We start from the raw sequence: 26,301 nt of genomic DNA on the forward strand, positions 1-26,301 counted from the left end.
CCCTCCCACATTTAGCCTTGCGATGCATCAGTCACATTGCTGCAACCCAACTGACTTAATCTCGCGGCACTTCCTTTGGCTTGAGAAGGTGCCGGCATGATGCTGCGCGTTCTGTTCCTGTGTATTGCGATCGCCCTCCCCGCCGTGGCAGCCCCTCTTCCCGTCCCCGGCCAAGGTCCCGCCCTGCGCATCCAGGGCTCCAACACCATTGGCGCGGCACTCGGCCCAGCGTTGGTCATGGGTTTGATGGAGCATCAAGGCTTACGGGATGTGCGCAGCGAACCGGGCGCCGGGGCAAATGAACAGAGCGTGGTCGGCACGACGCACCAAGGCAAGACGGTGACCATCGAAGTCGCGGCCCACGGCTCCAGCACCGGCTTTGCCGCGCTGAAAAATACCCGCGCGGACCTCGCCGCCGCGTCCCGCCCGATCAAGGACGGCGAACTGGTGGACCTTGAACCTCTGGGCGACCTGAAAAGCCCCGATGCCGAACAGGTCATCGCCATTGATGGCCTGGCGATCATTGTTAACCCACGCAACCCACTCAATACTCTTGACACCGAGCAGCTGGCCCAGATCTTCAACGGCGAAGTCAGCACCTGGGAGGCGTTGGGCGGGAGTGGCGGTGCCATTCATTTATATGCCCGTGATGATCAGTCCGGCACCTACGACACCTTCAGGGAACTGGTGTTGAGCCGACGTCAGCAGCCGCTCGCGCCGTCAGCCAAGCGTTTCGAATCCAGCGAACAACTGTCCGACGCAGTCAGCCAGGACCCCCAGGGTATCGGCTTTATCGGCCTGCCCTATGTGCGTCAGGCTAAAGCAGTGGCGATTGCCGATGGCGCCTCGCAACCGATGTTGCCGCTGACCAGCCTCATCGCCACCGAAGATTACCCGCTGTCGCGACGGCTGTTCTTTTATCTGCCGCCCTCCTCCCGCAATCCGTGGGCCAAGGCGTTGGTGGACTTTACCCAATCCAATAAAGGCCAAGCGATTGTGGCGGCCAATGGGTTTATCGCCCAGCAGGTACAGGCGATCGGCGTGACACCTCGCCCGTCAATGCCTGACGACTACCAGGCCATCGCCCGCGACGCTCAGCGCCTGACGGTAAATTTTCGCTTCGAAGAGGGTAGCGCCAGCCTCGACAACAAGGCACGCCAGGATTTGCAGCGGGTGGTGGCCTATATCAAAAGCCACGGCAAGCTGAACAAGCAGGTCACGCTGGTGGGCTTTGGCGATACCAAGAACGATCCGCAACGTGCGGCGTTGCTGTCGAAGTTACGGGCGATGGCGGTGCGCCGCGAGCTGGCAAAGAGCGGCGTGGTGCTCAAGGATATTCGCGGGTTTGGCGCCCAGATGCCGGTGGCGGCGAATACCGCGGACGAAGGTAGGATCAAGAATCGGCGGGTGGAGGTTTGGGTGTACTGAGCCTTGGAGTTTGAGGTGCTTGGACTGGCCTCATCGGGGGCAAGCCCCCTCCCACACTTGGATTTGTGAATACCGTCAAAATGTGGGAGGGGGCTTGCTCCCGATAGAGGTGACGCGGTGTTACTGCCCGCCGCGCATCATCTCCCGCGGCACATACTTGCCAATCTCGAACTTGCCGATCGCCGCGCGGTGCACTTCGTCCGGGCCATCCGCCAGGCGCAGGGTACGTTGCATGGCGTACATATAGGCCAGCGGGAAATCATTGGAAACCCCGGCGCCGCCATGGATCTGGATCGCACGGTCGATCACCTTCAAGGCCACATTCGGCGCCACCACCTTGATCTGGGCGATTTCGCTTTTCGCCACTTTATTGCCCACGGTGTCCATCATGTACGCCGCTTTCAGGGTCAGCAGGCGCGCCATGTCGATTTCCATGCGTGAGTCGGCAATCTTGTCGATATTGCCGCCCAGACGGGCCAGCGGCTTGCCGAACGCGGTGCGGCTCACCGAGCGTTTGCACATCAATTCCAGGGCACGCTCAGCCATGCCGATGGAGCGCATGCAGTGGTGGATACGGCCCGGGCCAAGGCGGCCCTGGGCGATTTCGAAGCCACGACCTTCCCCCAGCAAGACGTTCTCATACGGCACGCGCACGTTGTCGAACAGCACCTCGGCGTGGCCATGGGGGGCATCGTCGTATCCGAACACCGGCAACGGGCGCACGATTTTCACGCCGGGGGTGTCTACCGGCACCAGAATCATCGAGTGCTGCTGATGGCGCGGCGCATCCGGGTTGCTCAAGCCCATGAAGATCAGGATTTTGCAACGCGGGTCACAGGCGCCGGAGGTCCACCATTTCTTGCCGTTGATCACCCACTCATCGCCCTGGCGTTCGGCGCGGGCGGCCATGTTGGTGGCATCCGAGGAGGCAACATCGGGCTCGGTCATGGCGAAGGCCGAGCGGATTTCGCCACGCAACAGTGGTTCAAGCCAGCGTTGTTTCTGCTCTTCGTTGGCGTAGCGCACCAGCACTTCCATATTGCCGGTGTCGGGAGCGGAGCAGTTGAACGGCTCCGGGCCCAATAACGAACGCCCCATGATTTCCGCGAGCGGCGCGTACTCAAGGTTAGTCAAGCCAGCGCCCAGCTCGGATTCCGGCAGGAACAGGTTCCACAAGCCCTCCGCTTTTGCCTTGGCCTTGAGTTCTTCCATGATGGCCGTGGGCTGCCAGCGATCACCTTCGCTGACCTGGCGCTCAAACACCGGCTCGGCCGGATAGACGTATGCGTCCATGAACGCAGTGACGCGCTCACGCAGTTCCTGAACCTTGGGCGAATAGGCGAAATCCATGAGCAGCTCCCTTCTTTGAGAGGTTGTTTAGGTCATGTATTCGATGCTAGAACAGCGCTGATAATTTACCTAACCTATTCTCGGCGTGTATTAACATTCATCACCGATATATGATCGGCGCATGGACACTCACAATAAGAGCGCAACGAAATGAATTTGAGCAAGGTCGACCTCAACCTCTTCATCGTCTTTGATGCGATCTATACCGAAGCCAACCTGACCCGCGCCGGGCAGATCGTCGGCATCACCCAGCCGGCAGTGTCCAACGCCTTGGCACGTCTGCGCGAAACCTTCAACGACCCGCTGTTTGTGCGCACCGCCCAAGGCATGGTGCCCACACCGATGGCGCAGAACATCATCGGCCCGGTGCGCAATGCGCTGTCGTTGCTGCGCGTGTCGGTGCAGGAAAGCCGGATTTTCAATCCCCAGCAGGCCGCCAAGACCTACCGCATCAGCATGACCGACCTCACTGAAGCGGTGATTCTGCCGTTATTGTTCCAGCGCCTGCGCCGCCTGGCGCCGACCGTGGTGATCGAGAGTTTCCTGTCCAAGCGCCGTGAGACCACCAAGGAACTGGCCGCCGGGCGCCTGGATTTTGCCGTGGATGCGCCGCTCAACACCGACCCGCAGGTGCGCCATGTCAAATTGATGGAAGACCGCTACGTGTGCGCCATGCGCAAGGGTCACCCCATGGCAGGCAAGGACAAATTCAGCCTGGATGACTACCTGTCATTAACCCACATCCATATCTCCAGCCGTCGCAATGGCTTGGGCCATGTGGACCTGGCGCTGGGCAAAATGGGCATCCAACGCAAGATCGCCCTGCGCTCGCAGCACTACCTGATGGCTTCGCAAGTGTTGCAGCAGACCGACATGGTCATGACCGTGCCCGAACGCTTCGCTCGTCGCCATGAACTGCACTGGTTCAACCTGCCGGTCAACGACGTGCCCCCGGTGGAAACCCACCTGTACTGGCATGAAAGCACCGACCAGGACCCGGCAAACCGCTGGATGCGTGAGCAGATGATCGAGTTGTGCCAGCAAGTCACCGCCCACGAAAAGAAGCTCGACAAACAGCAATCCTAAGGTTCAAGAATACCCATTGTGGTAGGGGGCTTGCCCCCGATGGCACGCGCAGCGCCCCTTGACGTTCACGTCAACCTGCAATTAGCTTAGCGCCAAGCCTTTCTTGAGCACTGCCATGAGCACCACCTACAGCATCTCCGACCTCGCCCGCGAGCTCGACATCACCACCCGCGCCATTCGCTTCTATGAAGAACAAGGCCTGCTGGCCCCGGAACGCCGGGGCCAGGAGCGTATCTACTCGGCGCGGGACAAAGTCAGCCTCAAGCTGATCCTGCGGGGCAAGCGCATCGGCTTTTCCCTGGCCGAATGCCGCGAACTGATCGAACTCTACGACCCCAGCGGCGGCAACCAGATCCAGCTCAACAGCATGTTGGCGAAGATCGCCGAACGCCGCGAACAGTTGGAACAGCAACTGCTGGATATCGAACAAATGAAGCTGGAACTGGACACCGCCGAAGAGCGTTGCACCCAGGCCCTTGCGCACACCATGAGCCAAGCCGGCCATTAACCAGAAGGTAACTGCCATGTCCCTCCCCTCTTACGTGCGCCTGGTGGAAGTCGGCCCACGCGACGGTTTGCAGAACGAAGCCCAGCCCATCAGCGTGGCGGACAAAGTCCAGTTGGTAGACGCGTTGAGCGAAGCCGGCTTGAGCTATATCGAAGTCGGCAGTTTTGTCTCGCCAAAATGGGTGCCGCAGATGGCCGGTTCGGCTGAAGTATTCGCGCAGATCCAGCGCAAGCCCGGCGTGACCTACGGTGCACTGGCGCCGAACCTGCGCGGGTTTGAAGATGCGCTGGCGGCCGGGGTCAAGGAAGTTGCGGTGTTTGCCGCGGCGTCCGAGGCTTTTTCCCAGCGCAATATCAACTGCTCCATCAGCGAAAGCCTGGAGCGATTCGCGCCGATCATGGCCGCGGCCAAACAGCACGGCATCAGCGTGCGCGGGTATGTGTCGTGTGTGTTGGGCTGCCCTTACGAAGGCGATATCGCCCCGGAGCAAGTGGCCGCGGTCGCCCGTGAGCTGTACGCCATGGGCTGCTATGAAGTGTCCCTGGGTGACACCATCGGCACGGGCACCGCGGGCGCAACTCGGCGCCTGTTCGAAGTGGTCGGGGCGCAAGTGCCAAGGGACAAGCTGGCCGGGCATTTCCATGACACCTACGGCCAGGCCATCGCCAATATCTATGCCAGCCTGCTGGAAGGCATAAATGTATTCGACAGCTCTATCGCGGGCCTCGGCGGCTGCCCTTACGCCAAGGGCGCCAGCGGTAACGTGGCCACCGAAGACGTGTTGTACCTGCTCAACGGTTTGGGGATCGAAACGGGGATCGACCTGGAACGCTTGATTGGCGCAGGCCGGCAGATCAGCCACGTCCTTGGTCGACCTAGCGGGTCCCGTGTTGCGAAGGTGCGTAACGCCAGTTGAGTAGCACAGCTGTGACAATGTGTTACCGCACACCTGCACAACGGGTAACGCGGGAACAGAATTCGTCATGCCTAGGCAAAACTATTTGCCAGAAAAATACTAAATACATGATTTTAAACGAATTTAAAAAGTTGGCACGGCTCCTGCTATCTCTATGGCATAACAAGAATAAAAAGCGCCAAACCTAATAAAAACAAGACGAAACGACTCTGACATAACAAAAACAACACGGCAGAGACGCAGCTAACAGATTTTTTTGGAGAAGATGTGCTTCGCAGGGTACGGCATGCCGCAACCCGCAACCGGATAGAGAAAAATAAAACTACCTCAGGTAGCTACCACTGGTTGGATCGTTTACGAAGAAGCAGGTCAGCGCTCAAAAAAATACGTTTGCTCTTGACCCCGGATGGGGGTCGCCAAAAATAGCGGTACGGGCCACGGCTACCAAAAACAACAACAGGCCGCCCCTCAATAATAAGAAAAGAGCACGCAACGACAAATTAAAGGGGACCTTCGGGTCCCCTTTGTGCTGCTTGCACTTATGTGACTTAGGCGGACGCCACCTTCTTCGTCGAAAATTGGTTAAGCACAGTAACCGTCAAAGCCCGCAGCGCAGCTGTTTCCTTGGCTTGTCGCTGCGCTCTCAGTTGTTTCATTTCCTGGTTATAGAAACCACTGGTCATTGCCCCATCGGCCAGAATTTGATCCCGGCTCTTACCCAGCAGGCTGGCAACTCTGTTAACCGCTGTCTCGTACTCTAGCTGCCAAGCCTTCTTTGCATCCTGCTCTACAAGGTCATCCTGTGTGTTCTGCAGATCTACCACCTTTTCCAACGCCTCTTGCTTCTCGGTTATTACCTCAAAATCGGCCATCGTCAGGGTGCTGAGGTCCTGTGGATATTGGGCGCGAAGTTGGTTTCTCCAAAATTCCATGTCCACAAAAAAATGACTTTTTTCACTGATGTTTTTTTCGCCCTCAAGCACTTGTACATAGGCAGCATCAAGAGTCTCCGGGGCCACACCCGCGATAGGGCGATGGAGCATTTCAAGGGATTTGATCGGCAAATCCAGTCGCTGCGCCAAGCCGGAGCGATAAGCAAAGATGACTTCGGCCTGCTCGGTGAAGGCCGGCCCGCGCGACTCGACGTCACGCTCAGCGATGATATCTACCAACTTCAGGCGAAATAGTCGCTCTGCGGTGCCAATCAAGGTCGCCTCAACTTCATACTCTCCAACCCTCTCAAGCGATTTTTCCACCAGCAGATCAGTTTCCATGTTCATGAACTCCAGCACACTCCCGTCACCACAGGTAACGCGATCATCAGCTGATTTAAACAATACATCGCGAGTGTGTTGATTCTCATGGACGGCCCCAATCATGTCCCAAACGCGCTCCGCCAGTTGCGGCCGGGTAACCCCGGATTTGTACTCTGCACAACGGGTTGTGTCCGCCACCACGGTAAAAAATGCCGCCGCCTCAGGGCTGGAACTGAGCTGGTCCCACATTTCGCCGCGACCGGCCTGCATGGCTGGGGGGGAATCGTGCAGCCACAACCTGCGCGCCTCAGCCAGGGTGACGTGGTCATCGGTAAGGACTACTTGCGACACAGGATTTTCATGCACGTTGATTCGGTCCGGATTCTCAACGGCGTACTCGGGCAGCTGAGTAATCGCGTTTGTGTGCAGATCGATCCGGTTCAGGTTATGCAGGCGTTCGGCGCCTCTGGGGAACGTTGTCGTTCCGGTATTCGCCAGATTCAGCCTGTTCAAGTCACGCATGTTGCTCAGATCGGCGGCCCATCCCAACTGACGGTTATGGGAGAGGTTAAGTACGGTCAAACGCTGCATGCCTTCGAGATGCGCCTGGCTATGCCTCGTCAACCGAATGTCGTTACTGCTCATATCGAGCCAGGTCAAACCGGCTCCACCGTTGGCAAACTCCGGCAGCTGCGTGAAGTTGCTAGAGCTGATATCCAACCAGCGCAAACCGCCGAATGCGCGCAAGAAGGGCAAGGACGCATCCGAAAGGTACATTCTGGATAAATCCAAACAGTCCACATGGTCCATGTTCGCCGTAATCGCCGGTAACTCACCGGGTTGCTCATCAGCCAAGCGCAGGATGTACGCCATGTGCTCTTGCTCGGCGGCCATGGCCTGTTGCGGCGACCGACGCTGCCATGCATCTTTGATGGCAACGACGACCCGGCCACGGGTCCTGCGTTGCTGGCTATCACCGTCGGCCCGCCAGGCGTCCAAGTCTGTATTGAGTTGCTTGAACTCGTCTTTGAGCAAATCCATTTTTGCCATAAATTCAATATCGTTGACGCCCTCTAGCCCCAGTATCTGATCCACCTGCGCGATGGACATTGACGGATAAAGGTCTAACGCTGCCCTTTCACATGCATAAGGTCGACGACCCGCACCGCCTACCGGGCTCAATGGATAACCAAAGCGTCCATCGGCAAGGCGCATTGGCGGTTTGTAGCGTGGTTTGGCAGGCTGCATGCGCAGCAACGCACGCAGTTCATCGCGAGGCATCAGCGGCATTTGCTCCAGTGCCTGTTTCAGACTCGCGCCGCGATCAGAGGCCGTCAGGTTCATCGCCCTCCAATCCTCAGGCGAAACTGCTGACTGTACAGCCCCATAGATGTCCGCCTGATGGTTCAATACCGCGATTTTTTCGTCCTGTACCTCATAAAGGTTCTTGGGACCGAACTTGATGAAACGACGCTTGACCGCCGCATTCTCTGGCCCCACCGAATCCAGTAGGCGCTCTCCACCCGGCAGCCGTTCGACAACATCAATGCGCAGGTCTGATGGCCAACCAGGAAGTTTATCCAGACTGTGCAGCACCATGCGTTGCGTGTCGTCATTGGCCAGGGTTTTTCGGTATAACCCTTCATACGTTCGCGCCAAACGCACCTGCTGCTGATAATGACGGGCCTCTTCAGCCAAGTTCTGCGGCATACGTTGGCGCTCGGTGAGCGCTTGCATTTCGGAGGAGTTGGCACCGTTCAACAGTTCCTCGACAACCGCCGAGGGTAGAGAAGGGAATAAGCGTTTGATAAACCTTACTGTCGCGCTTTCTCCACCCTCGGCGGCGGCGTAGCGCTGGCTGAAAAGGTCAGATTGATACGCCGCTCTCTGTGAGGCCCTGACAGTGGAAACTTCCTCTGCCACGACATTATCCATTTCAAGTCGCTTCAAGGTATCGGTCAGTAGCGCGGGCAGTGCTGCCTGGTCTGTATGTATCTTACGTAGAGTGTCCACTTCCGTTGCAGTCATTTGCACTATGCGTTCGAGCTTAAGAGGCTCATTGGCAAAACGCTCTGCCATCGGGCCCAACCGCTGCATCAACTGCGGCCCGGTCAATGTCATCGGGTTCTCGTGCTCATGTGCCCACGCCCCGGCGCCCGTACGGCTTACCTTTGGGGTATAAGCCGCCGGGTTGTCCGGATGCAGGATTTTAAAGTCATTGCTGGCACCCATCCGCTCCACCAAGTAATGCGTGTTATTTTTTTCCCGCAGGTATAACCCCCCTTCATGTTCAAACAATCCGTCTTCATTGGCCGTGAGACCATCAGGCATTGTGACCTGGCGCTGATAAGGCCTCAGGTCAGGAGAATACAGACGGATATTGCCATCGGGGCAACGAACGTGGGCCAGGCTTTCAACAAATGCCGTCTTGACCAGCGGAAACAACTTGGCCCCCACCGCCGCCGTAGTTACATTAAAGGCAATGGCCGAAACGTGGGCCCATGCCGCTTTTGTATCCCCTTCGTCCCACGCCGCTATTCCCGATGCGACTTCCCATAACATTTGCGCTGCCCCAATTGCGAGCATCACGGGAGCCAGTTCGGGGAAAATAAAAACTGCAACATTCAATACATTCAAAGCCATGCTGCCCATTTTCACCAACCAGGCATTACGTGCCCGCTGATCCGCCGCATCATTGGAAACGGCCATCGCTTGCGCATTCCTCAGTATTAGATTGGCTTTTTGCCAAGCGTGTTCGCGCCACAACACCGAAAAACGCCCCCCATAAGAAGCGGTGACGCCCCTGAGATCCTTTTTGTCAGAATCATAATCTTCACGTTCAGAAAATTTACCGGAGGGATCAAGATGCCGCTTGAGCTTTGTAAAAAATACACCTTGTTGCTCGTAGGGTATGAACTGACTAAAAAACCTTCGATAACTTACCAGGCACAATCGCTCAACCAAATCAAGTTTGAAGCTTGTCAAACTCGAGTATTCCTTCAACATACAAACAGGATCTCCTGGAATGAACACCACACAAGGCTCATTCATGAACACCAGGCTGCGATGAGCAACTTGCACATTGACATTACCTATAACAACAATTTGCGCCAGCGGCTGCCCAAGCAACTTAAGTCCCGAATAAGTGAGTGTTTTCTCTCGCCACTTTAATTCCTGATGGTTATCCGCTGTTTTCCGCATCACCTGGTAGGTGTCTTCTTGAATATCCCCGCACCCAAGCGCTACCTCGGCGGCGAACAGGAACTGATACCTGGCCGAATTCAACATGCGATTACGCATGGTCTTGGTGGCGGTGCCCGCTGCAAAGTTGGGTGTGTCTTCGGGACAGATAAACGACTCGACATGCCTCAAGTATTGCGTACCCAAATCCAATTCTCGGCACAGGCTGGCAAACAAGTGAGGTTGTATCGAGACTCTACCGCCGAGCGTTTGTGTATGATTGAACGTATAAGAGGGCGATTGTCGATGAAAATCATACTGAGTGATAAGCCTGGCGTTCTGATCGGCCACCTCAAGGGTATCTTCTATCGCAAAGTTCTTTAATGCCGCCTCAAGCAGACTAACACCTTCGTAATAGCAATAACATGATGCCTCTCGCCCAAAGACTTTAGAGCGATCAGCCGGCATCAACTTTTCAGTGGCAAAAAATAGCTGCCTTACATTGTGACGCCCACCGAATTTTTCTTTCATGGCCGCCACTAAAAGTGGTTCGGCAAAATCCACAACCCCTTTAAGCCCATTAAAACTGTCATCCAGTCTATTCAGCGAATTAAAGCTGCGGATGTAAGCATCACTCAGCTTCAACTTTTTCCCCGACGACAAGTTTTTATACCATTCGGGCATCGCGAACTGCGTTTCAGAAAACTCCTTTTTGCGCTTAAGGTCGGCGGCGCCGTACCAGGACGGCAACCGGTCCTGTATCACCCGTGCATGAACGCTCTGCACCGCCGTTGATTGACTGCTGCCAGGTTGATCAAGCTCACTCATTTACCAAACTCCATTTGAAGGAACAAACGATCAATGTGCGATCGTTCGCGCTTCAAACGGTGGTATTCAGCTAGCCCGCGCTACAAAGCGCCCCACGGCTCATTCTCGGGCAGACGCCAACTCCTCAATGCTGATCTCGCGCATGCGAAATTTCTGGATCTTGCCCGTCACCGTCATCGGAAACTCGTCCACAAACTTGAAGTACCTGGGCGTCTTGAAGTGGGCGATGCGGTCCTTGCACCAGCTCGACAGTTCCAGCTCGTTGGCCACATGGCCGGGATGAAACTTGATCCAGGCGACGATTTCTTCACCGTAACGCTCATCCGGAATACCGATGATCTGCACATCGGCCACTGCCGGGTGGGTGAAGAAAAACTCTTCCAGCTCACGCGGGTACACGTTCTCGCCCCCGCGAATAATCATGTCCTTGTTACGCCCGGCAATGCAGACGTAGCCGTGCTCGTCCATGGTTGCCAGGTCGCCGGTGTGCATCCAGCCGGCCTCATCGATTGCCTCGCGGGTGCCGTCGGGGTTGTTCCAGTAACCGAGCATCACGCTGTAGCCGCGCGTACATAGTTCACCGATCACGCCGCGCACCACGGTGTTGCCGGCATCATCGACAATCTTGGTCTCCAGTTGCGGTTGGGTGCGGCCCACCGTGGTGACGCGCCGTTCTATATCGTCATCCGCCCCGGTTTGCAGCGACACGGGGCTGGTTTCGGTCATGCCGTAGGCAATTTGCACTTCGCGCATGTGCAGTTCGTTGATGACCCGACGCATGACTTCGATCGGGCATGTCGCCCCGGCCATGATACCGGTGCGCAGGCTGGCCAAGTCGAACCCGGCCCGGCCTGGGTGATCAAGCATGGCGATAAACATGGTCGGCACGCCATACAGGCCGGTGGCTCGTTCTTCGGCGACGGCAGTCAATGTCAGCAGCGGGTCGAAACCGTCATTGGGATAGATCATGGTGGTGCCGTGGGTGATGCAACCGAGGTTACCCATCACCATGCCGAAGCAGTGATACAGCGGCACCGGGATGACCAGGCGGTCCTGCGCGGTCAAGCCCAGGCTTTCGCCGACCATGTAACCGTTATTGAGGATATTGTGGTGACTGAGGGTGGCACCCTTGGGGAAACCGGTGGTGCCGGAGGTGTATTGGATATTCACGGGTTGGTCGAAGTGCAGGCTGGTCTGCCGGCTTTGCAGTTGCTCGGGGCTAACTCCGGCGCCCAGGGCCGACAGTTGCGACCAAGGCATGAATTCAGGCGGCGGGCTGGGATCGAGACTGATGAGGCCGCGCAGCTCAGGCTTCAATGCCTGGAGCATGGCGTGGTAATCGGAGCTCTTGAACGAACCGGCGCACACCAGCCATTGGCAGCCGGATTGCTTGAGCACGTAATCCAGCTCACTGCTGCGATAGGCCGGGTTGATATTGACGAGGATCACACCGAGCTTAGCGCTTGCCACTTGGCAGATCAGCCATTCGGCGCAATTGGGTGCCCAGATACCCAGGCGGTCACCGATCTGCATACCCAAGGCGAGGAACGCCCGTGCATGCAGATCAACCGTCTCGGCCAGTTGCCGCCAGGTGTAGCGCCGCTGCTGATGGCGAACCACCAAGGCTTCGCCACCGGGATACTGCGCGACGGTTTGATCGAATGCCTGGCCTATGGTCATGGCCAGCAAGCGCTTGTCCTGAGAGCCACGGCTGTAGCTCTGATTCGGTTGATCCATAACGACCCCTTGTTGTCTTTTTTGTAGGTTGACGTAAACGTAAACTACGATTGACAGCACCGCAACGCAAGCTTACGTTAACGTAAAGGTGAGCGCCCTCCTCCTGCGCCCAATCCACACAACAACAAAGCTGACATTAAGGTGCCTGCCCATGAGTTACCCGTCCCTGAACTTCGCCCTCGGCGAAACCATCGACATGCTGCGCGACCAGGTGCAGTCCTTTGTGGCCAAGGAAGTCGCACCGCGTGCGGCGCAGATCGACATCGATAACCTGTTCCCCGCCGACCTGTGGCGCAAGTTCGGGGACATGGGCCTGCTGGGCATCACCGTGCCGGAAGAATACGGCGGTGCCGGCCTGGGTTACCTGGCCCATGTAGTGAGCATGGAAGAAATCAGCCGCGGCTCGGCCTCGGTGGCGCTGTCGTACGGTGCGCACTCCAACCTGTGCGTCAACCAGATCAATCGCAACGGCAACCACGAACAGAAACTCAAGTACCTGCCCAAGCTGATCAGCGGCGAGCACATCGGCGCCCTGGCCATGAGCGAGCCGAATGCCGGCTCCGATGTGGTCTCGATGAAACTGCGCGCCGACAAACGCGGCGACCACTACGTACTCAACGGTAGCAAGACCTGGATCACCAACGGCCCCGACGCCAATACCTATGTGATCTACGCCAAGACCGACCTGGAAAAAGGCCCCCACGGCATCACGGCCTTCATCGTCGAGCGCGACTGGAAAGGCTTCAGTCGCAGCAACAAGTTCGACAAGCTGGGCATGCGCGGCTCCAATACCTGCGAGCTGTTTTTTGATGACGTGCAAGTACCGGAGGAAAACATCCTCGGCGTGCTCAATGGCGGCGTGAAAGTACTGATGAGCGGCCTGGATTACGAGCGCGTGGTGCTCTCCGGCGGCCCTACCGGGATCATGCAGGCGTGCATGGATTTGATCGTGCCCTACATCCACGACCGCAAGCAGTTCGGCCAGAGCATTGGCGAATTCCAGCTGATCCAGGGCAAGGTTGCCGACATGTACACCCAGCTCAACGCCAGCCGCGCCTACCTCTACGCCGTGGCCCAAGCCTGCGAGCGCGGCGAGACTACGCGCAAGGACGCCGCCGGTGTGATCCTGTACAGCGCCGAGCGCGCCACGCAGATGGCCCTGGATGCGATCCAGATCCTGGGCGGCAACGGCTATATCAACGAATTCCCCGCCGGGCGCCTGTTGCGTGACGCCAAGCTGTATGAAATCGGCGCCGGCACCAGTGAGATTCGGCGGATGTTGATCGGTCGCGAACTGTTCAACGAAACCCGCTGAAGGAGCGCGTCATGGCCACCCTGCATACCCAACTCAACCCGCGCTCGGCGGAATTTGCCGCCAATAGCGCGGCGATGCTTGCACAGGTCGACGCCCTGCATACCCTGCTTGCCCACGTGCAACAGGGTGGCGGTGCCAAGGCCCAGGAACGCCACACCTCGCGCGGCAAGCTGCTGCCCCGGGAGCGCATCAATCGCTTGCTCGACCCGGGTTCGCCGTTTCTTGAACTCAGCCAACTGGCGGCTCATCAGGTGTATGGCGAAGACGTACCGGCGGCTGGCGTGATTGCCGGAATCGGCCGTGTGGAAGGCGTCGAGTGCATGATCGTCGCCAACGATGCCACGGTCAAAGGCGGTTCCTACTACCCACTGACAGTGAAAAAGCACCTGCGCGCCCAGACCATCGCCGAGCAGAATCGTCTGCCGTGCATCTACCTGGTGGATTCCGGCGGCGCCAACCTGCCGCGCCAGGACGAAGTATTCCCCGACCGCGAACACTTCGGGCGGATCTTCTTCAACCAGGCCAACATGAGCGCCCAGGGCATCCCGCAGATCGCCGTGGTGATGGGTTCATGTACCGCCGGCGGCGCCTATGTGCCGGCGATGGCCGATGAAGCAATCATGGTGCGCCAGCAAGCCACCATTTTCCTTGCGGGCCCGCCGCTGGTGAAGGCGGCCACCGGTGAGGTGGTCAGCGCCGAAGACCTCGGCGGCGCCGATGTGCACTGCAAGATCTCCGGCGTGGCCGACCACTACGCCGACAGCGACGAACACGCCCTGGCGCTGGCCCGGCGCAGCGTGGCCAACCTCAATTGGCGCAAACAAGGTGAGTTGCTGCAGCGCACGCCCGTGGCACCGCTGTACAGCAGCGAAGAGCTGTACGGCGTGATTCCGGCGGATGCCAAGCAGCCGTTCGATGTGCGCGAAGTCATCGCGCGATTGGTGGACGCTTCGGTGTTCGACGAGTTCAAGGCGTTGTTCGGGACAACGTTGGTCTGCGGCTTTGCGCACTTGCATGGCTACCCGATTGCGATCCTGGCCAACAACGGCATCCTGTTCGCCGAGGCCGCGCAGAAAGGCGCGCACTTTATCGAACTGGCCTGCCAGCGTGGGATCCCCCTGCTGTTCCTGCAAAACATCACAGGCTTTATGGTCGGCCAGAAATACGAAGCCGGCGGCATCGCCAAACATGGTGCCAAGCTGGTTACGGCGGTGGCGTGCGCCAGGGTGCCGAAGTTCACCGTGATCATCGGTGGCAGTTTTGGCGCCGGTAACTATGGGATGTGCGGCCGCGCCTATGACCCGCGCTTCTTGTGGATGTGGCCCAACGCACGCATTGGCGTGATGGGCGCCGAACAGGCCGCCGGGGTGCTGGTACAAGTCAAGCGCGAGCAGGCTGAGCGCGCAGGCAACGGTTTCAGTGCGCAGGAGGAAGCCGCCATCAAGCAGCCGATCCTCGACCAGTATGAAACCCAGGGCCACCCCTACTACTCCAGCGCGCGCTTGTGGGATGACGGTGTCATCGACCCGTTGCAGACCCGCGACGTGCTGGCCCTGGCCTTGTCCGCCGCACTGAACGCCCGCATCGAGCCGAGCCGCTTCGGCGTGTTCCGCATGTAAATGGAGCTGCACCCCATGAACGATTTCAACACCCTCGAACTGATCACCGACAGCCGTGGCTTTGCCACGCTGTGGCTCAGTCGTGAAGCCAAGAACAACGCGTTCAATGCCGAAATGATCCGCGAACTGATCATCGCCCTGGATCGGGTGCAAGCCGACCCGTCCCTGCGATTTCTGATACTGCGCGGGCGCGGCAAGCATTTCAGTGCCGGCGCCGACCTGGCCTGGATGCAGCAGTCGGCCGAGCTGGACTACCACACCAATCTGGACGACGCTCGCGAACTGGCGGAGCTGATGTACAACCTGTCCAAGCTGAAAATCCCCACGCTGGCCGTGGTGCAAGGTGCGGCCTATGGTGGCGCGCTGGGGTTGATCAGTTGCTGCGACATGGCCATCGGCGCCGATGACGCGCAATTCTGCCTGTCGGAAGTGCGCATCGGCCTGGCGCCCGCAGTGATCAGCCCATTCGTGGTGCAGGCCATCGGCCAACGCGCGGCCCGCCGCTATGCTCTGACGGCTGAGCGATTTGGCGGCCAGCGGGCGCAGGAGATCGGCTTGCTGGCAGAGAGTTATCCGGCCGAGAGCCTGGATCACCAGGTGGACCAGTGGGTGGCCAACCTGCTGCAAAACAGTCCGGCGGCGATGCGCGCCAGTAAGGATTTACTGCGTGAAGTGGGCAACGGTGCCCTCACCCCGGCGCTGCGACGTTATTGCGAAAACGCCATTGCGCGCATTCGCGTAAGCGCCGAGGGCCAGGAAGGGTTGCGGGCCTTCCTGCAAAAACGTGCGCCGAGCTGGCAAGCCCAGGAGCCGCGCTCATGAGCACACTGACCACCGTACTGGTAGCCAACCGTGGCGAGATTGCCTGCCGTGTCATGCGCACCGCCAAGGCCATGGGGCTGACGACCGTGGCCGTGCACAGCGCCATCGACCGTGATGCGCGCCATAGCCGCGAGGCGGATATTCGTGTCGATCTGGGAGGCAGCAAAGCCACCGACAGTTACTTGCAAATCGACAAACTGATTGCCGCCGCCCACGCCACTGGCGCCCAGGCGATTCACCCCGGCTACGGCTTCCTCTCGGAAAACGCTGGCTTTGCCCGGGCCATCGAGGCAGCAGGCTTGATCTTCCTCGGCCCGCCCGCTGCCGCCATCGACGCCATGGGCAGCAAATCGGCGGCCAAGGCATTGATGGAAACCGCCGGTGTGCCCCTGGTGCCGGGCTATCACGGCGAGGCCCAGGACCTGGAGACCTTCCGCGCCGCCTGTGAGCGTATTGGCTACCCGGTATTGCTTAAGGCTACGGCCGGTGGCGGCGGCAAGGGCATGAAGGTGGTCGAGGATGTCAGCCAATTGGCCGATGCCCTGGCCTCCGCCCAGCGCGAGGCGCTGTCGTCCTTCGGCAATGGGCAGATGCTGGTGGAGAAGTACCTGCTCAAGCCGCGCCATGTCGAGATTCAAGTGTTTGCCGACCAGCATGGCCATTGCCTGTACCTCAATGAGCGCGACTGCTCGATCCAGCGGCGCCATCAAAAGGTTGTCGAAGAAGCGCCGGCGCCAGGGCTCAGCGTTGAGCAACGCAAGGCCATGGGCGAAGCGGCCGTGCGGGCGGCCCAGGCCATCGGCTACGTTGGTGCCGGTACGGTGGAGTTTCTGCTGGATGCCCGTGGCGAGTTTTTCTTTATGGAGATGAACACGCGACTGCAGGTGGAGCATCCGGTCACCGAAGCGATTACCGGTCTGGACCTGGTGGCGTGGCAGATCCGGGTCGCCCAGGGCGAGGCGCTGCCGATCACACAGGAGCAGGTACCCTTGATCGGTCATGCGATTGAAGTGCGGCTGTATGCCGAAGATCCGGCCAACGAGTTCCTGCCGGCCACCGGTCACCTGGCGCTGTACCGCGAATCCAGCCCAGGCCCGGGCCGTCGGGTAGACAGCGGTGTCGAGCAAGGGGACAGCGTGTCGCCCTTCTACGACCCGATGCTCGGCAAACTGATTGCCTGGGGTGAAGACCGCGAACAGGCACGCCTGCGACTTTTAAGTATGCTCGATGAGTTCGCGGTGGGTGGGCTCAAGACCAACCTGGGTTTTCTGCGGCGCATCATCGGCCATCCCGCGTTCGCGGCGGCCGAATTGGACACCGGGTTTATCCCGCGTTATCAGGATGAACTGTTACCGGCGCCCGGTGAGTTGAGCGATGCATTCTGGCAGGCAGCAGGTTCGGCGTTTATGCAGAGCCTGCCGGTAGGTGATGGGCCTTGGGCCAATAACCAGGGCTTTCGTGCGGGCCTGCCCGCCGAAGTGTCGCTGCATCTGAGCTGCAACGGGCAGGATCGGCTGGTGACATTGGCCGGGCACACGTCGCAGTTGTGCGGCGAGCAGCTGCTGATCGAACACCAGGGTGTACGCCGTGCCCATCTGGCGGTCCGCAACGAAGGCAGCCTGTACCTGCGCTGGAATGGCGAGATGCATGCCGTCAGGCTGTTCGACCCGATTGCGGCGGTCGAGGCCGGCCAATCTCATCAGGGCGGTCTCAGCGCACCGATGAACGGCAGCATCGTTCGCGTGCTGGTAGAGGTAGGCCAAACCGTTGAGGCTGGCACACAGCTGGTGGTACTCGAAGCCATGAAGATGGAACACAGCATCCGTGCGCCCCATGCCGGGGTGGTCAAGGCGCTGTTCTGCCAGGAAGGTGAAATGGTTGCCGAAGGCAGCGCGCTGGTGGAGCTTGAAACCGCCGCCTAGAACTTCGCGGTGGCTTGCACCACGACGCCAAGGATGTGGCAGTCGTCGGTGAGCAGCGCCTTGGGGTACGTCGGATTGAGCGGCACCAGATAGCGCTGGCCGCTCTCTTCCTGCAATTGGCGAAAAGTGGCCTGGGAACTGCCAGACCATTGGGCGACAACCAGTTTGCCGGGTACAGGATCGATGGCCGGGTCCACCAGGATCATCGTCCCGGCACCGATGCTCATGCCCGTGGGCGCGGTCATGGCGTCGCCCATTACAGGCAGCCAGAACGCCTCGCCACGCGCGTGGTAATCGGTCAATTCGTAGCGGCCAGGCCCATAGAGTGCACGCTCTTCGCGCAGCTCGCACGCCTGCTGCCAGTCGCTGACCGGATAGCGAAAATACGGGTTGTAGTGCTGTTGCAACGCAGGCTCTTGCGCGGCCCGTTCGCGAATCTCCAGCGCCACCTCCAGGTAGCCCAGCCCGAGCTCGGCCAGCACCCGGTTCATGTCCGCAAGGCTCGGCACTCGGCGCTTGTTGAGCCAATGGCCGACGCCGCCCTGGGACATACCCAGGCGCTCTGCCAGTTGCTCCTGCGTGACCTTGCGGTCTTTCATGTTGGCTTTGACCAACGCTATCCAGTTATCCATGGCGCCTGACAATACGGTGCGTATTTTTCGGGGCAATAAACAGTTTGTAGTAATCCATAAAACGACATAAATACGATACGTACTATCATCAAGCCTAAGGATTTCGACACCCACCGGAGTACTGCCGCTTATGACGAATAGCCCGCTTTCATTGCCCGAAATACCCGAACAGGTTGAATTACAGAACATGTGCCACAGCGGCGCGGCCCAGCGCGCGCTGGACTATTACTTGAAAGAAGATATGTCGGCACCAGCCGTGGAGGGTGCCTTGTTCGCGATCAAGCCGGGCGTCAGCCAAGAGGAGGCTCTGGTTCACGCGTCTGACCTGCTGCGCAGTGCTGCGGCAACCGCCTACGAATCAGCGTGCAGCCATCAAGGCAATCAGCGCGACCTGGCGTTTTCCGTGGTGTATTTGATCGATATGGCGAAGGCGATGGTGGAGCGCTCGTTGCAAGCGCCGGGGGCCCAGGCAAACGCGTAACAGACACGAAAGAAAAATATTTCTATCCAAGGGATAAAAACATTTGACTTGCAAATGATAATGATTATTATTGGACCCAGCTGATCGCGAGATCAGTCGATAGACCAAGGGACCTTAGGTCGGACTCTTGGAATATCTCCTCATCAGGCTAATCACGGTTTTTGACCCGGCTCTTTGGCCGGGTCTTTTTTTTGCCAGTTTCCCTGGCATGGCTTCAGGCTAATGAAGACTGTGTGTTGCTCGATGGCGCGCATGGTAGCAAAAGACCATCGTCGAAAGAAAGCCACACGACAGCTCTAGCCCGGATCTTTGCGAAATAGCGCTTGAGAATCAATCTCATAGCCCCTAAGCTGCCGCGGCGTCAGGGATGACGCCCCCTCCCCGTGCAACAATTTTGCATCCAGGTTTTACCTGACCTCTGTGTAATATAGCCGCCACATCACTCATATTCAGGCAACCAGACTATGACCGTGGCCTTGACCTCCATCAAGATCAGCACCGACTTCGACAGCGGCAATATCCAGGTCCTGGATGCCAGCGATGCCTATCAGTTGTTACTGGCAATCAAACCCGACACCCGCAGCAAACATTTTCAATGGTTCCACTTCAAGGCCGAAGGCATGCATGTGGGGCACACCCACACTTTTCGATTGAGCAACGCCGGTGGCTCATCCTATAAACACGCCTGGAGCGGCTACAACGCCGTGGCATCCTATGACCATATCAACTGGTTCCGGGTGCCAACGCGCTTTGATGGCGAGATCCTGCATATCACGCTCCAGACCCGCGAAAAGCACGTATGGTTCGCCTACTTCGAACCCTACAGCCGTGAACGTCACGACTGGCTGATCGAACAAGCCCTGAAGTACGCCGGCGTCAAGCTGCTGGCCACCGGCAAGAGTGTCGAGGGCCGCGATATACAACTGTTGCGCCGTGGCTAAGGGGCTGAAGGTCGCCGTAAGGTGTGGATCATTGCCCAACAGCACCCCGGCGAACACATGGCCGAATGGTTTATGGAGGGCGTGATTGAACGCCTGCAAAAGGATGGTGACGCGGAGTTGAAAAAACTCTTGAAAGTGGCCGACCTGTACCTGGTGCCCAACATGAACCCCGATGGCGCTTTTCACGGTCACCTGCGTACCAACGCCATGGGCCAGGATCTGAACCGCGCCTGGCAGAGCGCCAATCAGGAAACCAGCCCGGAAGTACTGTTTGTGCAGCAGCAAATGGAAAAGTACGGCGTGGACCTGTTCCTCGATATCCATGGCGACGAAGAAATCCCCTACATCTTCACCGCCGGCTGCGAAGGCAATCCAGGCTACACCCCACGCATCGAAGCCCTGGAAAAACACTTTCGCAACCACCTGAGCCATCTGACCCGGGACTTCCAAACCACCTACGGCTACACCCGCGACCTGCCGGGCGAAGCTAACATGACCCTGGCCTGCAACGCAGTCGGTGAGAAGTACGACTGCCTGTCCCTGACCCTGGAGATGCCCTTCAAGGACAACGACGATGCGCCCAACCCGCGTACCGGCTGGTCGGGCGATCGATCGAAACAGCTGGGCAAGGACGTATTGAGCAGCGTCGCCGATATCGTCGGGCTTTTGCGTTAACCCTTGTGGCAAGCTTTTTGTGGCGAGCGAGCTTGCTCGCCACAGAAGCGATCAATCCCGGGTGCCGGTCATGCTCTGCAATACCCCATCGCGGCGGATCAACCCGTGGAACAGCGCCGCCGCCAAGTGCACCAGCACTGTCAGGAACAACAGATAGGCAAGGTAGCCGTGAGCCTTACGCAACAGCGCAAACAACGGCGCATTCGCCCCTACCAGCGCTGGCAGTTGCACAGAACTGCTGAGCATCACCGGGTCACCGGCGGCCGAAATCATCGCCCAGCCCAGCAGCGGCAACACCAGCATCAACGCATACAGCAGCACATGGGAAGCCTTGGCCGCCAGCACTTGCCACATCGGCAAATCGGCTGGCAACGGCGGTTGCCGGGTGGTAAAGCGCACGGCCAAACGCACGAGCACCAGGGCCAGGATCGCAATACCCAGCGGTTTGTGCAGGTGGATCAGCCATTCATGGCGTTCCGACACCGACGCCGCCAATCCCGCACCGATAAACAGCATGGCAATGATCATCAGCGCCATCAGCCAGTGCAACAGACGCGCCAGCGGTGCAAAAAAACGCGGTTGAGCATTCATGGCTTCGACTCCTGAGGGGTGCTGTGCAACGGGCTGACTTCACCCGCACGGCGCAGATACGAACTGGCATACGCGGCGGAGCGTGCGGCCAGCAACGGGTCGTTGGAGGCCTCGATACCGCTGGGCAAAATCAGCGGGTCAAAGTTGATATCACGGCAATCACCGTCTGCCTGCGGCTGGCTGCTTTGCAGTACCAGAGTGCCGGCGTTGAGCTGCGTATGCGGGCCGGTCCAGGTCTTGCTCGCGTCATCCAAGGGGTCGCCGGGGTTGGCCAGGGTCATGTTCAACTGCCAACGCAAAGGCCCGGCGGCCAGGCGCTGCACCAAATCCTGTTCCAGGAAGTCACTGCCCGACGGCGCAGCATCACCCGCCGCGTCCTGGCTTTGCGGCACCACGCTCCACCGCACGGCCTGACGCTTGCCACCTTCGCCCACCAGGTAAAACGCATTGATGCCGTTGTAGGTTTGCGTCGCATAACTGGCCGATGGCTTGGCAGTCTTGACCCAGGCCAGGAACGGCGCCGTCTCCGGGTGTGCGGCAAAAAACGCCGGCATGTTCGCAGGGTTCGGCTTGCCGGTGGCCGGGTCTGGCGCACCCGCCTTGAGCAGCTGGTAGAACGCCTCGGGCGTGCCCACCGGAAACACCGGCATACTGTTCATTCCCGTTCGCCACTGCTGGCCGTTTGCCTGGCTGAATTGCACGGCAAAACTGCGAATCGGCACACTGCTGTCCGGTGCATAGGGATTGCCGCTGGGCAAGGCAAACCGGCCAATCACCGGGGTCTTGGCCTCGCTGAACACCTGGGCGCTGGAGTAAGCACGCGCCTCTGTGCTCGCCTCGAAGTAACCCGCCACACACACACCTTTGGCATGATTGCGGCGAAAGCCCGGGTGTACGCCGTTATTGGTTTCCAGGGCATTGACCAAGGTCTTTGGCCGCAGACGCTGTGGGTCGAGGGTGCCGTTGACGTAGGCAAATGCAACCACCAACACTGCCACCACGCCCCCTATACACGCCAGCCTTACGAGCAGACTTGTAGTACCAAGAGGCGGACGCGGCGGTAAAGAGTGATCAACCATAGAAGCTCCAGGGCCCGAGGCCGCAGGGGGAAAGTGTTATGAGACGAATCCCACGTAGGCTTATTCCCCCTTCACTGTAGTTTCTTTGTAGTCAACACGTGGCCAGATCGAGTGCCGGCTAGGGCTGATTAAACAAGGCCTGCCGCTTGTGAAGAAATGCCTGCATTCCTTCTTGCTGATCAGGCGTGGCAAACAGTCCATGAAACAACCTTCGCTCTTGACGCACACCTTCGTGCAACCCGACCTCCAGAGAATGCTCCACCGCCTGCCGCGCTGCACGGGTGGCCGTTCGCGAGAAGGAGGCAATTTGTGCCGCCACCGCCATCACCTCGTCCAGCAAGTTCGCAGCCGGGTAAACCCGCGACACCAACCCCGCCTGCTCTGCTTCCGTGGCGGTCATTGACCGGCCAGTCAACACCAGGTCCATGGTCTTGGCCTTGCCGATCAGCCCGGTCAACCGCTGGGTCGCGCCCATGCCCGGGATGACGCCTAGCTTAATTTCCGGCTGTGCAAAGGTGGCGGTATCAGCAGCGAAAATCATGTCGCACATCATCGCCAGCTCACAGCCTCCGCCAAACGCATAGCCCGCCACTGCGGCAATCGTCGGGGTGCGCAAACGGGTGAAGCCCTCCCAACCGACGAAGTAGTCTTCGTTGAGCACGTCCAGATAGGACTTGCCGCTCATCTCTTTGATATCGGCCCCTGCCGCGAAGAACTCTGCGGTGCCGGTAATGACAAAACACCCAATCCGAGGGTCTCGATCCATTGCTTCCAGATGACTGATCAACTCAGTCATCAGCGCCGAACTCAGCGCATTCTTGACTTCAGGACGGTTGAGCTTGACCAGGACCACTCGGTCATGACGTTCCACAAACACGTTCATAGGCATCTCCACTGATTGATGTTGTTCACACTTGGGGCTGTCTCAGGAATCCCAGATCGCGCCATGGGCGGGTATTCCCCGAGCTTCCAACTCTTGCACCAGACGCTGGGTCACCGTTTGGTTGGCAATACAGATCACGGCTTCTGCACCAAAGGCTTGCACTGCACCGTAAGCCAACTTCACCAGGTCTGGCTTGCCGCGCTCATCGGTGTCCCAGATCAATGCGCAAGGCTGGGCGCGCAGAATTTCCTCCACCAGTTCATCGCCATAGGTCGTCCTCGGGCTACGGGCAGACCAGATCAACTGAATCGGTACCTGAGCCGCCAGCAGATGCGGCATGACAGGCCCGATGCCGCTGCCAGTGGCGATGTACACCACCGACTTGAACAGGGTTTCTACATTGGCAACACCCGCTGTGGTGATGCCCTTAACCCACACATGTCGCGGCAAGTCCTCGATAAATCGCCCGGTCCAATCCCCTGCGCGGGAAATTATCAGGCGGAAACCCGCCTCGTGTGGCGTGGGAATATTGGCAAAGGAATGCCACTCCAGCAGTGGGTTGCGGCTGATCGCGGTGGATGAACCGGCGAACGGTGTGGTGTGGCTCAAACGCGTAATCACCGCATGCCCGGAAGGCCGTGCGTGTTCAACAGCCACCTTGCGCAGCCGCAGCCAGGGCAGCAGGACGCTCAGGGTCAGCACTGCCAGCATCCAAAACGTAACGCTGTGCAGCAGGCTCGACGTGGTCAGTAACGTTTGCCACCAGAACAACAGCAACGCACTCCAACCGCCAAACCGATGAACGCGTTCGAACCCATTGTGGAACCGGCCTCGAATACGTGGTTGAGCCATGACCACCATGAGCAGCAATAAGCTGAGCAGCATAACGCTGACCCCTAACTCGGCCACCGAAACACTGTCAGGTTGTTGCAGGTAACGCGTAACCTGCACGACAACCAGGGCGGCAAACCACCCAGTGGCCGCAAAGGCTGCGCCGCTGTGCAGCCCACCGAAGTGGTACACCTTGGCCGCGCTACGCCGCACCTGTAAGGGCCATGTAGGCGGTACTCGCGTTGCCAGCCAGAACAGCCCATTGATCACGTATTGCTGGCGAACGAGAATGGCAACCGACAGGTTGATCAGCACCATGTCCGACAGCGTCTGAACCGTGATGGCGTGCAGGTCCACAGCCAACAGCAAAAACACCAGGTTGCCCATCAGCGCGGCGGCTGCCAGGCGGTTGTAACAGGAAAACATCGGCAGTGACGTCCAGCGACGCCAGAGCGCCGGCTTGGGCGGTACAACGGTACGGATCAGCGTATCAATCATGGCCGGGCTCCCCGGTCGCGAACGCCAGCACCGCCAACTGGTTCTCCCGGGCCGTTTGCAGTAACAATGCCTTATCGATCTTGCCCCTCGCTGTCAGTGGAAAATGCTCCACTGCGTAGATCGACTGAGGCACGCAGTAATAGGCCAGGCGTTGTTGGCACGCGGTTTGGCAAGCCTCGATGTCAGTGCTGGCAGGCGAAACAAAGGCCACCAACGTGCGGCTGTCCAGCTTCAAAGTGACGGCGCGCATGCATCCAGCGCCGGCCTCCAGAGCCGCCGACACCGCATCCAGTTCCACGCGAAAGCCGCGGACTTTCACTTGGTCATCCACGCGCCCTAAGTGTTCGAGCTGGCCGTCTCCCACCCAGCGCCCCAAATCTCGTGTGCGGAACATCATGGCGTCGCCACCGAGAAAGGGATCCGGACGGTATCGCTGCTGGGTCAATGCCGTATTGTTCAGGTAGCCTGCTGTCACACCCGCACCACCGGCCCACATCTCACCCGTTTCACCCAAGGCACAGGCACGCCCCTGCTCATCGAGCACATAGACAGTGTTATTGGGTGTTGGCCGGCCAATAGTCAGTGGCGTGCCTGGTACATGCCGGTGCAGCGTGTTGACGATGGTCGTCTCGGTAGGACCGCAGCCGTTGTAGAACGTACAGTGCTCGGCCCACCGATCCGCCAGGGCCTGGGAGCAGGCTTCTCCAGCCACCGCAACGACGTTGAGGTGGGGACACTGTCGAGGCTCAAGGGTGGCCAGTATCGAAGGCGTTGCGATCAACACATTGCACTGTGCGGCCGTCTGTGCGATGTCTTTGCCGCGAATCAGCAAGGTCGCACCATGAGCCAGGCAACCGAGTATTTCCCAAGCCGCCATGTCAAAGCCGATATTGAGAATCTGCCCTACGGTACGACCCGGTGCCATCCCCATCCGCCCAGGTTCAGTGAGCAGAATGTTGCATACGTTACGGTGGCTGACACACACGCCGTTAGGGCGCCCTGTGGTTCCAGATGTAAACAGTACAAAGCACAGATCATCCGGGCCAGCACCGACACGCACGCAATCATTGTCTTCAGCCAGCCATGGCGTTTGAGCAATGAACGTATCCAAATTGAGGCAGCGGTGGGACGCGTCTGCCGGAATGCGCTCCACCAGGCTCGATAAGGTCAGAATCACCGGGCTGGTCAATGATTCGAGGACCATGCCCAATTGCAGGGTGGGTACGATTCTGGCGTCCTGAGGGACATACGCGGCGCCAATCTTTAACACCGCCAGGAGACCGACCAGCATGGGAATCGAGCGCTCGACGAACAATCCCACCGTGTCCCCACGCTTAACACCCTGCCCAAGCAGGTGCTCAGCCAATCGATTGGCTTGTCGGTTGAGTTGTTCATAGCTGATACGTTGGCCCGCGCATACCGCAGCGGTCGCCTGGGGTGCCAGCCTCGCTTGCGCTTCGAAGGCGTGGTGCACGTTGGCGTAGGTGGCTCGGGTTGAGAGACCACAACCCCATTGCTCAAATAAAACCCGCTGCGCGGCAGGCAAATGAGCCAGCGAGATGCAGGAAGAAAACTGTTTATCACTCGGCAAACACGTCATAAGCACCCTCTCACTATTCAACTGCCGGCTGAATGCCGACAGATGCAAGGGTGGATAGAGGGCTGCGCACGAGATTACAGACTCTCAAGGTATACAGACGCTTCCCACGTATTAGCCGGGAAG

The 26,301-nt window shown here is 58.9% G+C and carries 18 protein-coding genes and 1 pseudogene; 10 read left to right on the plus strand and 9 right to left on the minus strand.

The window, feature by feature from the left end; all coding sequences use genetic code 11:
* The first annotated feature begins 96 nt into the window (after positions 1-96).
* Complete coding sequence (locus LJX92_RS15925) at positions 97-1,428, plus strand: substrate-binding domain-containing protein (protein ID WP_228308594.1); 1,332 nt, start codon at positions 97-99, stop codon at positions 1,426-1,428.
* Between the two features lie 120 nt (positions 1,429-1,548).
* Here the strand turns inward: LJX92_RS15925 and LJX92_RS15930 are convergent, their stop codons facing one another.
* Positions 1,549-2,778: an acyl-CoA dehydrogenase gene (locus LJX92_RS15930; RefSeq protein ID WP_005789200.1), complete on the minus strand. Its 1,230-nt coding sequence runs from the start codon at positions 2,776-2,778 to the stop codon at positions 1,549-1,551.
* A gap of 150 nt (positions 2,779-2,928) precedes the next feature.
* Here LJX92_RS15930 and LJX92_RS15935 point away from each other — a divergent pair, with 150 nt between their 5' ends.
* The 3 genes from LJX92_RS15935 to LJX92_RS15945 all read left to right on the plus strand — a co-directional run bounded on the left by LJX92_RS15935 (position 2,929) and on the right by LJX92_RS15945 (position 5,288).
* Entirely contained in the window at positions 2,929-3,864 is a 936-nt protein-coding gene (locus LJX92_RS15935; protein ID WP_032880570.1) for a LysR family transcriptional regulator, read from the plus strand.
* Between the two features lie 115 nt (positions 3,865-3,979).
* A complete protein-coding gene (locus LJX92_RS15940) occupies positions 3,980-4,372 on the plus strand; it encodes a MerR family transcriptional regulator (protein ID WP_005789203.1) in 393 nt (130 codons plus the stop codon).
* A 16-nt stretch (positions 4,373-4,388) separates the two neighbouring features.
* Positions 4,389-5,288: a hydroxymethylglutaryl-CoA lyase gene (locus LJX92_RS15945; protein WP_005789205.1), complete on the plus strand. Its 900-nt coding sequence runs from the start codon at positions 4,389-4,391 to the stop codon at positions 5,286-5,288.
* A 548-nt stretch (positions 5,289-5,836) separates the two neighbouring features.
* On the opposite strand, the gene LJX92_RS15950 is transcribed toward LJX92_RS15945, so the two are convergent.
* Together LJX92_RS15950 and LJX92_RS15955 are read right to left on the minus strand one after the other, a co-directional pair.
* Entirely contained in the window at positions 5,837-10,552 is a 4,716-nt protein-coding gene (locus tag LJX92_RS15950) for an NEL-type E3 ubiquitin ligase domain-containing protein (RefSeq protein ID WP_228308595.1), read from the minus strand.
* A 99-nt stretch (positions 10,553-10,651) separates the two neighbouring features.
* Positions 10,652-12,289, minus strand: coding sequence for an AMP-binding protein (locus tag LJX92_RS15955; RefSeq protein WP_223018485.1), 1,638 nt, complete (start codon positions 12,287-12,289; stop codon positions 10,652-10,654).
* 151 nt (positions 12,290-12,440) lie between these two features.
* On the opposite strand from LJX92_RS15955, the gene LJX92_RS15960 reads away from it, so the two are divergent.
* From LJX92_RS15960 to LJX92_RS15975, 4 genes are read left to right on the plus strand one after another with little or no spacing between them, the layout of a single operon-like run.
* Entirely contained in the window at positions 12,441-13,604 is a 1,164-nt protein-coding gene (locus tag LJX92_RS15960) for an isovaleryl-CoA dehydrogenase (protein ID WP_005789212.1), read from the plus strand.
* Between the two features lie 11 nt (positions 13,605-13,615).
* Positions 13,616-15,223: a carboxyl transferase domain-containing protein gene (locus LJX92_RS15965; protein WP_228308596.1), complete on the plus strand. Its 1,608-nt coding sequence runs from the start codon at positions 13,616-13,618 to the stop codon at positions 15,221-15,223.
* 15 nt (positions 15,224-15,238) lie between these two features.
* Positions 15,239-16,045: a gamma-carboxygeranoyl-CoA hydratase gene (locus LJX92_RS15970; protein ID WP_032880565.1), complete on the plus strand. Its 807-nt coding sequence runs from the start codon at positions 15,239-15,241 to the stop codon at positions 16,043-16,045.
* Entirely contained in the window at positions 16,042-17,967 is a 1,926-nt protein-coding gene (locus LJX92_RS15975) for an acetyl/propionyl/methylcrotonyl-CoA carboxylase subunit alpha (RefSeq protein ID WP_228308597.1), read from the plus strand. The genes LJX92_RS15970 and LJX92_RS15975 overlap by 4 nt, the downstream gene beginning before the upstream one ends.
* Here LJX92_RS15975 and LJX92_RS15980 read toward each other — a convergent pair.
* Positions 17,964-18,599, minus strand: coding sequence for a LexA family protein (locus LJX92_RS15980; RefSeq protein WP_032880563.1), 636 nt, complete (start codon positions 18,597-18,599; stop codon positions 17,964-17,966). The two genes, LJX92_RS15975 and LJX92_RS15980, sit on opposite strands and share 4 nt — an antisense overlap.
* Positions 18,600-18,729: 130 nt before the next feature.
* Here LJX92_RS15980 and LJX92_RS15985 point away from each other — a divergent pair, with 130 nt between their 5' ends.
* Positions 18,730-19,080, plus strand: coding sequence for a DUF6124 family protein (locus LJX92_RS15985; RefSeq protein ID WP_177464476.1), 351 nt, complete (start codon positions 18,730-18,732; stop codon positions 19,078-19,080).
* Between the two features lie 464 nt (positions 19,081-19,544).
* Positions 19,545-20,696 (plus strand): annotated as a pseudogene (locus LJX92_RS15990) (M14-type cytosolic carboxypeptidase).
* Between the two features lie 51 nt (positions 20,697-20,747).
* On the opposite strand, the gene LJX92_RS15995 reads toward LJX92_RS15990, so the two are convergent.
* The 5 genes from LJX92_RS15995 to LJX92_RS16015 form a co-directional block, all read right to left on the minus strand.
* Positions 20,748-21,287, minus strand: coding sequence for a cytochrome b (locus LJX92_RS15995; protein ID WP_078821698.1), 540 nt, complete (start codon positions 21,285-21,287; stop codon positions 20,748-20,750).
* Positions 21,284-22,366, minus strand: a complete 1,083-nt coding sequence (locus LJX92_RS16000) for a catalase family peroxidase (RefSeq protein WP_216091731.1) — start codon at positions 22,364-22,366, stop codon at positions 21,284-21,286. Before LJX92_RS16000 ends, LJX92_RS15995 begins: the two co-directional genes overlap by 4 nt.
* Before the next feature lie 118 nt (positions 22,367-22,484).
* Positions 22,485-23,249, minus strand: coding sequence for an enoyl-CoA hydratase-related protein (locus LJX92_RS16005; RefSeq protein WP_032880559.1), 765 nt, complete (start codon positions 23,247-23,249; stop codon positions 22,485-22,487).
* 42 nt (positions 23,250-23,291) lie between these two features.
* The gene (locus LJX92_RS16010; protein WP_228308598.1) at positions 23,292-24,578 is read right to left on the minus strand and encodes a hypothetical protein; all 1,287 of its coding nucleotides are present in this window, start codon (positions 24,576-24,578) and stop codon (positions 23,292-23,294) included.
* Entirely contained in the window at positions 24,571-26,178 is a 1,608-nt protein-coding gene (locus LJX92_RS16015) for an amino acid adenylation domain-containing protein (RefSeq protein ID WP_228308599.1), read from the minus strand. The genes LJX92_RS16010 and LJX92_RS16015 overlap by 8 nt, the downstream gene beginning before the upstream one ends.
* Between the last annotated feature and the right edge of the window lie 123 nt (positions 26,179-26,301).

The organism is Pseudomonas sp. HN8-3 (genome assembly GCF_020790195.1).
Lineage (GTDB): Bacteria > Pseudomonadota > Gammaproteobacteria > Pseudomonadales > Pseudomonadaceae > Aquipseudomonas > Aquipseudomonas synxantha_A.